Annotated in this window: 6 protein-coding genes and 1 pseudogene; all 7 read left to right on the top strand. The window is 63.4% G+C overall.

The window, feature by feature from the left end; translation table 11 throughout:
* The first annotated feature begins 335 nt into the window (after nt 1–335).
* Nucleotides 336–1,247 (top strand): hypothetical protein, encoded by a 912-nt coding sequence (locus AO501_RS37030; protein ID WP_017205323.1) that lies wholly within the window; start codon nt 336–338, stop codon nt 1,245–1,247.
* A complete protein-coding gene (locus AO501_RS09025; RefSeq protein WP_011560566.1) occupies nt 1,244–1,987 on the top strand; it encodes a nucleotidyl transferase AbiEii/AbiGii toxin family protein in 744 nt (247 codons plus the stop codon). The genes AO501_RS37030 and AO501_RS09025 overlap by 4 nt, the downstream gene beginning before the upstream one ends.
* Before the next feature lie 177 nt (nt 1,988–2,164).
* On the top strand, nt 2,165–3,280 hold the full coding sequence (locus AO501_RS09020) for a CBASS cGAMP-activated phospholipase (RefSeq protein ID WP_011560565.1): 1,116 nt from the start codon (nt 2,165–2,167) through the stop codon (nt 3,278–3,280).
* A complete protein-coding gene (locus AO501_RS09015; RefSeq protein WP_005110610.1) occupies nt 3,267–4,280 on the top strand; it encodes an SMODS domain-containing nucleotidyltransferase in 1,014 nt (337 codons plus the stop codon). Before AO501_RS09020 ends, AO501_RS09015 begins: the two co-directional genes overlap by 14 nt.
* On the top strand, nt 4,277–6,052 hold the full coding sequence (locus AO501_RS09010) for a ThiF family adenylyltransferase (protein WP_011768281.1): 1,776 nt from the start codon (nt 4,277–4,279) through the stop codon (nt 6,050–6,052). Before AO501_RS09015 ends, AO501_RS09010 begins: the two co-directional genes overlap by 4 nt.
* A complete protein-coding gene (locus AO501_RS09005) occupies nt 6,049–6,270 on the top strand; it encodes a hypothetical protein (protein ID WP_025239365.1) in 222 nt (73 codons plus the stop codon). The genes AO501_RS09010 and AO501_RS09005 overlap by 4 nt, the downstream gene beginning before the upstream one ends.
* Before the next feature lie 189 nt (nt 6,271–6,459).
* A pseudogene (istA, locus tag AO501_RS09000) lies at nt 6,460–7,152 on the top strand (IS21 family transposase); the annotation flags it as partial.
* Between the last annotated feature and the right edge of the window lie 70 nt (nt 7,153–7,222).

Below are 7,222 nucleotides of genomic sequence, written 5' to 3'. Positions count from 1 at the left end.
AACCCACCCGACCATCCAGAGGAGGACGCTCAGTAAATACCGCGCAACGGTGCCTCATTCAGGTTGACAGGTTCCGCAGCGATGCCTGGGCTACCGGCGTCGCCGCGAAAACGTCAGAGTAGCTCTATCTGCTCAGGTTCCTCGACGCTAGGCCCGTTAAACTCCACCAGCGTATGACGGATCAATGGACGGTTTGTACGCCACTGGTTGGTCGAAGTCAAACAACCAGAACGCTATTTATCGACAATAGGTTGTTTGACAAGTAGTCACTGAGTAGAGTAACAGACGTGCTCTCTGCTTCGATTCCTGCCCGCTTGGTCGACGCAGGCGTGCGGATGGTGACTGGTGATGCACACAGCATCACATACCGAATCGATGGCCGCGCCGTAGTAGCGGACCTGGTTCTGGCAGAACGTGTGCCATCTCCGGCCGCAGTCCTTAGTCGTGTGCGCCGCCATCCAGGCCGCCGCGTATTCGTGGTGTGCGAGACCATCTCAGATGAGGCACGTTCAGCGCTCCTGGCTCAGGCTGACGTGGATCTCAGCGTCGGCAGCACCGGCGAACTGGTGCTCTCCGGGCGAACCTACCGAACGCCAACACCAGGACGGCCGCCCCGCGCCGCCAGCGAGCGCAGCTGGCGGCGGCGGGCGGCTGAACGGGTCTGTGTGCTTACGCGCGGTCACCTCCGCCAACGCGACATTGCCGCGGCCATCGGAGTTAGCCAGCAGGCGGTGTCCAAAATGACCGAGAAGGATCCGCTGCCGGACACGCCGATGACCGAGGCTGCGCGCCGGGAGCTCCTGGTGAAACTGGCATTGGTACCTGCGGACAGCGGACTTGTCGAAACGTACTGGTATGGAATGGATCCGGTAGTGGAGCAGGTGCGCAGTGCGACCCGACTCGGCGCCGAGCTCACCGTGCCGATCCTTGCTGGCGGCGAGGTCGCCGCCGACGTCCTGCGACCGTGGCAGGTACCAACCAGAGGTCTGGTCTATGCCAAAGAACTGGTCGACCTCTCCGAGTTCGGTTTGGTGGAGGCCACCGCCGAGGAAGCGACCTTGACTGTGCGGGTTCCCGCCGACCCGACCGTCTGGACGACCGCGGCCTGGTGGCGGCGGGTTCGTGATACGCAGCGTTCCGACATCATCACTGTGGATCCAGTGATTGCGCTTCAGGACCTCAGCGGCGGTGCCGATCTTGGCGACGGTGCACCGCAGCATCTCAGCGACTGGATCGTGCACCGGTGACCGGAACAGCATCGGTGCAAATCGCCTGCACTGCGGTGGCCGACGACAACGGAATGCGTGCACTGCGTGACGTGGCCGCAGTCACTGCCGACATCGAGTACCGCGTCATCGGCGGTCACATGGTGCGACTGCTGCGGCACGTCTACAACGTGTCGGGCATACCGCGACTGACCTCCGACGCAGACACCGGGATCGACGTCAACGTGGCGTCCACCGGGAACCTCCACGATCGACTCACCGCACTGGGGTACACCGCTGAGTGCGGCAACCGCTACGAGCGGGGTGAGCAAGCGGTCGACCTCTTAGTTCCCACCGCAGCCAAACCAGGCAAGCGGATCATCGGCGAACGAGCCTTCGACGGAGCGCCAGGGCTGCGGTTGGCGCTCGCCCTACCGCCGATCGAAGTCGCCGTCACAGCCCGACTCACCGACGGCGACACGGTTGAGTTCGAAATTCCGGTTCCCGACGTCGAGGCAGCATTCGTGTTGAAGATGCTGGCACGTACCGTTCGCGACTCCGAACGTGACCTCCAGGATATCGAGACACTACTGGAGATCGTCGCGTCACAACCCGATTACCACGCTTCGCCGTGGCGCCTGGGCGACCCCAAGATCACAAAGGCCGGCGAGCGCGGCGACGCTGCGCGTGTGGCAGCGCAGATGATCTCCAGTCCGCCGACGAGGGTGCCGGCCAGAGTGCGGGCGCTGCTCCGGCGCCATGTCGCCATCGTGTCGCGATGACGCACCAGCAGACAGTCGTTCGTTTCCGTGCGGCTACGCCGAGCGAAACGGTTTCGGTCTCGACGGAGCCGGCAAATGCTGAGCCGGAGCATTGACATGGCTGCTGGCTGCGCGGGTCCCCACGCCGGTGGCAATAACGGCTAGGTCGTTGTCGGCGGAGCGGCGTAGTCTAGTTACATGGATGTAGTTCCCGCGACGCCTGCCAACCTTGATAATGGTACGTCCTCGCCGGGACCTGGCGAATTCGCCGCGCAGGTCTATCCAGCAGCCGAGCGCGAGGCGGCTGGCCCGCGCCCCGAGCGCTTCCAGGTCCTCGCTCTCGATGGAGGGGGCGCCAAGGCGTTGTTCACTGCGCATGTGCTTGCACGTCTGGAGCAGGATCTGGGCGTTAGGATCACCGATTCCTTCGACCTCATTGCTGGCACGTCGGCGGGCGGCATCGTCGCACTGGGTCTCGGTGCGGGCCTCACGCCGAAGGAGATTGTCTCCCACTACGAAGAACTGGTCGAGAAAGTCTTTCCGGCGTCGAGGCGGCGAGGATGGCGCCGACCACGGCAGCTGAGATCGCCCATCTATGACGCAGAGGCGCTGCGGCAAGCGTTGACCGGCGTCCTCGGAGCCCGACTGCTTGGCGACAGCACGAAGCGACTCGTCATTCCCGCGTGGGATGTACAACGCGGGGCCGTGCACATCTTCAAGACTCCGCACCACACACGGCTGACCCGCGACTGGCGCATACCGATGGTGGACGTTGCACTGGCGACCTCGGCGGCGCCGCTGTACTTCCCCGCGGCGTACGTCGACGGACACAGGCTCATTGACGGCGGAGTATGGGCCAACAACCCGGCTGTCGTCGCGATCGCCGAGGCCGTCAGCATGCTCGGTGTTCCTCTCGACGCGATTACCGTCCTCAACGTCGGCACCATTGATCAGCTGACCGATCACCCCAAGCGCTTGGACCGCGGCGGACTCTTACACTGGGCAAGACCGATTGCCCCGCTGATCCTTAACGCCAGCAGCCGTGGCGGACAGGGCCTCGCCGAACACTTGATCGGCAAATCCAACTACACGCGCTTCGACGCTCTAGTGCCCGGCGGCCTCTACGCACTGGACTCGGCGGACCCAAAGGACGTGGCCGGCCTCGCTGCCTCAGTCAGCCGAGAACTCAGCCCTAGCTACACCGCGAAATTCGCTGACCACCAGGCGCCCGCATACACACCGGTGAACGGACGCCGACACCGCGACGATCCGGGCAGCATTTCACACACGGAGGCCCCCAATGCAACTCGCTGACCACTTCAACGTCTTGCTGAAAGACACGGTCAATCTCAGCCAGTTCAAACTGGACCTACTCAACCAGCGCGTCGAAGCCATCTACAAGGCACTCAAAGCCGACGTCGAAATCGGTGCGCTGATCACCGGCAAGACGCCGCAAGGCTCCTGGGCACACCGCACGATCATCAACCCCGTCGGTGACAACGAGTTCGACGCCGACTTCATGCTCGACATGAGCCAGAACCCGGACTGGGCCGACAACCCCAAGACCTACATCGATGAGGTCTACGCAGCCCTGCATCGGCACAGCACCTACGGCACCATGCCGCACTCACGTAAGTGCCGCTGCGCGCGGCTCGTCTACGCCAACTCCATGCACGTCGACATCGTCCCTCACCTCAACCTGGCCGACGGTCGAGAGGTCATCGTCAACCGCGACGACAACGAGTGGGAGCTGACGAACCCGCAGGGTTTCACCGATTGGATGAAGAAACAGGACTCTATCGCCAGCGGGAACTTACGCAAAGTGATCAGACTCATGAAATACCTTCGTGATCACAAGAATTCGTTCACCGGCACACGTTCAGTCCTGCTGACCACCATGCTGGGGGAGCAGGTAACAGACTTGCGCAAGCTCCTGGACCCGAGTTACTACAGCAACGTCCCCACAACTCTTCTTCATGTCGTGCAAGACCTCGACACCTGGTTGCAAGCGAACCCGATCAAGCCCTCCATCGCCGACCCGTCCGGTTCCGGCGTGACGTTCGACCACCGGTGGGGACCAGACCCCGAGAGCGCTCAGGCGACCTACAGCTACTTCCGTGACCGAATCCACGTGCATGCCGCCGACATCGAAGCGGCCTACGAGGAGAAAGACAAAGACCGCAGTGTCCAGCTGTGGCAGAACATCTTCGGCGACGGATTCAAGGCGCCGGCCACAACAACCGCTAGCGCGAAGTTTCCAGCAGCCACCTCTGCCGCGGACTCAACAGTGGGGCGCTCTGGTCGGGCAGGGTGACCAGACGCCACCAGCCCACGCTGACGGGCTGGCAGAAGCATCTCCTCGCCGAACTCAAAGCGCTAGCGCAACAACGTCCCAACGAAATCCAGGTCCGAGGAAGACCCACGCTCGACGCTAGCGGCGAGGCGTCGCTCCGCATCTCGCTACGCACGGCCGCCATCCCGCATCATCCGGGTGGCCTGCAACTTCAAGAGACCGAGGAGTTCATCCTTCAGCTTCGCCCCTCTTCGTACTCGCTACCGGCTATCGACGTTGATCACACTCGGTTTCTCGGCTACCCCCATGTGCTCGCGGGTCAACGACTATGCATCTATTTGGATCCTTCACGGGAATGGCAGCCGACGCTTGGTGTGGCCGGCCTACTCACCCGCCTTTGGGACTGGCTCGTCGACGCGGCCGCCGGAAACTTCGACGCCGCCACCGCCATGTACCACGCTGTTGGCGGAGTGCCGCATCAGGCACATGACACACCGACGATCGTTACCCGAGAACCCGGACCGGCGAAGCGCCACCAAACGGCTCACCTGATCGCCCGGTCAACGCACCGATACGACCTGACGTACTCGCCTGGAGCTGCCGGGCATCGCGTACCGGTAATTACCCTGGCCACCGCGCTGCCGTTCGGTGCCGCATCCACATTCGCGCTACTGCTTGCTCTCCTGGACGACCCCTACCTTGACCGCCTCGAAGGACGGGCTCCCCGGATCGCACCGCAATCGCCGGCGTTCCTCACCGCCCTCCTGGCGAGTGCGTTACGAAATCACCACGACGCCGAGCAATACTTCGTCCTCGCCGTGCCGCACCCCGCTGGAGGCCCACCCCACCTCTTGGGCGGACGGCTCCCCACCCCAACGGCGAATGCGCTCCGCGAGGTCGCGCAGCAACGGGGTGTGGGGGTTGTTCTCGACCCCGCGAAGATCAACACTGAAATCCCGATTGAGTGGTGCAGGATGTCCGACGAACGACCCGAAGTGACAACCCGCCGCGACGACGGCCGCCCCGTGAACGGATTTCAACGAAAGACTGTCCACATCTGGGGCTGCGGCGGGCTCGGATCATGGATCGCCGAATTCATCGCTCGCGCAGGAGCATCGGAGATCACCGTGTGCGACCCTGGCATCGTCACCGGCGGCTTGCTCGTCCGACAAAACTACGTCGAAGACGACATTGGCCGTTCCAAAGCCGAGGCACTCGCTGGACGGCTCCGCGCGATCCGTGATGACCTGACGGTCACCGTCGCAGAAGGGCACCTCCCAGAAGACCACACGTCATGCCTGGCAGCGGATCTCATCATCGACGCCACAGTGAACAACGGCATCACGAGCTGTCTCGATGCGTTGGCAACTGCGCCGACGCGAAAGGCATTGATCGCTCAGGTCGCCACAGACGCTCGCTCTGGCACGCTCGGCCTAGCCGTGCTGTGCGCCGCAAGCGCAACAGCGACAGTTTCCAGCATCGATCAAGACGCTGGCCGAACAATCCAGGGCGACAGCGGACTTGAGCTCTACCACACGCTGTGGCAAGAACCCAGCGATGACGAACTTATACCAACCAGGGGCTGCTCGGTCCCCACATTCCACGGCTCGGCAGCCGACCTCGTAGCGGTCGCAGCCACACTCGTCAACCTGATCGGAAGCCACCTCCAACAACCGGACTCCGCGGTTTCGGGCACACACCTCATCGCTCTGCCGCACGCGGCCAGCGGCCCCCGACACCACTTCCTCCCCGGTGTAACGCACCCCATGGATCACACAGCAGGGACAGAATGAGGGCAACGGAACGTCAACGCAATGCCCCATCAGAGGGCGTCATTGTCGAGCGTCTTCGCACCGAGGCAACCAACTGGATCAACGCCGTGGCGCTCCAATCAGGACGCATCGACCGACGCTTCAACAAGCGGCACGCCGACCACGTGGAACTCCAAACTCTTGAACGTGACCTGCACTTCTTCCTGTTAGCGGCGGTACGCCTGGCCGTGGCAGTCTGATTTGGCCCCAGGGGGACGGCTTGATTTGGCCCCGGTCGGGTGGTCGCGGGGTGTTGTTGTGACGGCCTGATTTGGCCCCACTTCGGTGACACGCCGTGTCGGTTATGACGGCTTGATTTGGCCCCACCTCAGCGTGGTCGGTGTCCGGATGGTCCGGATTACCGGTCGCGGAGGTCAGGCGTGCGAAGGGTGTCACGGGTGCAGCAGTTCGAGGCGATCCGGCGGGATCACCGGGTCGAGGGGCTTTCGATCCGGGGGTTGGCTGACAAGCACGGGGTGCATCGGCGCACGGTGCGCCAGGCGTTGGCCTCGGCGGTGCCGCCGGCGCGTAAGACCGCGGCGCGGGTGGCCCCTCGGTTGGAGCCGTTCAAGGCGGCGATCGACGCCATGTTGCTCAGCGATCTGGATGCCCCGAAGAAGCAACGCCATACTGCGCGGCGAGTGTTAGCCCGGCTGGTCGATGAGCATGGCGCACAGGGCTTGTCGTATTCGACGGTGCGTGATCATGTCCGCAAACGCCGCCCGCAGATCCTGGCCGATGCGGGTCGGCCCCTGGAGTTGGGGTATGTGCCCCAGACCTATGAGCCCGGCGCTCAGGCCGAGGTCGACTTCCACGACCTGTGGGTGATCCTGGCCGGAGTCAAGACCAAGACCACGTTGTTCACGATGCGGTTGTCCTACTCGGGGCGAGCAGCACACCGGGCCTCGATCACCGCCGGGCAGGAGGCGTTCCTGGAAGGCCACGAATACGCCTTCGCCCGGTTCGGCGGTGTACCGACCGACAAGATCCGCTACGACAACCTCAACAGCGCGGTCACGGCGGTCCTGTTCGGGCGATCCCGCCAGGAGAACGACCGCTGGATCGCGTTTCGCTCCCACTACCCGTTGACTGAACTACGACACGCTTAACCACTGGTAGACACTCTTTTTCGGTGTTGTGGGTTAGCGTCTC

The organism is Mycobacterium gordonae (genome assembly GCF_001417955.2).
Classification (GTDB): Bacteria; Actinomycetota; Actinomycetes; order Mycobacteriales; family Mycobacteriaceae; genus Mycobacterium; species Mycobacterium gordonae_B.
Note: the sequence above shows the minus strand (reverse complement) of the source record. Positions and strands in the feature narration are given on the sequence as shown.

Excerpts from the sequence above, each read along its gene's own strand:
- AO501_RS37030 (WP_017205323.1), top strand. The coding sequence starts at position 336 with ATGGTGACTGGTGATGCACACAGCATCACATACCGAATCGATGGCCGC.
- AO501_RS09020 (WP_011560565.1), top strand. The coding sequence starts at position 2,165 with ATGGATGTAGTTCCCGCGACGCCTGCCAACCTTGATAATGGTACGTCC.
- AO501_RS09015 (WP_005110610.1), top strand. The coding sequence starts at position 3,267 with ATGCAACTCGCTGACCACTTCAACGTCTTGCTGAAAGACACGGTCAAT.
- AO501_RS09005 (WP_025239365.1), top strand. The coding sequence starts at position 6,049 with ATGAGGGCAACGGAACGTCAACGCAATGCCCCATCAGAGGGCGTCATT.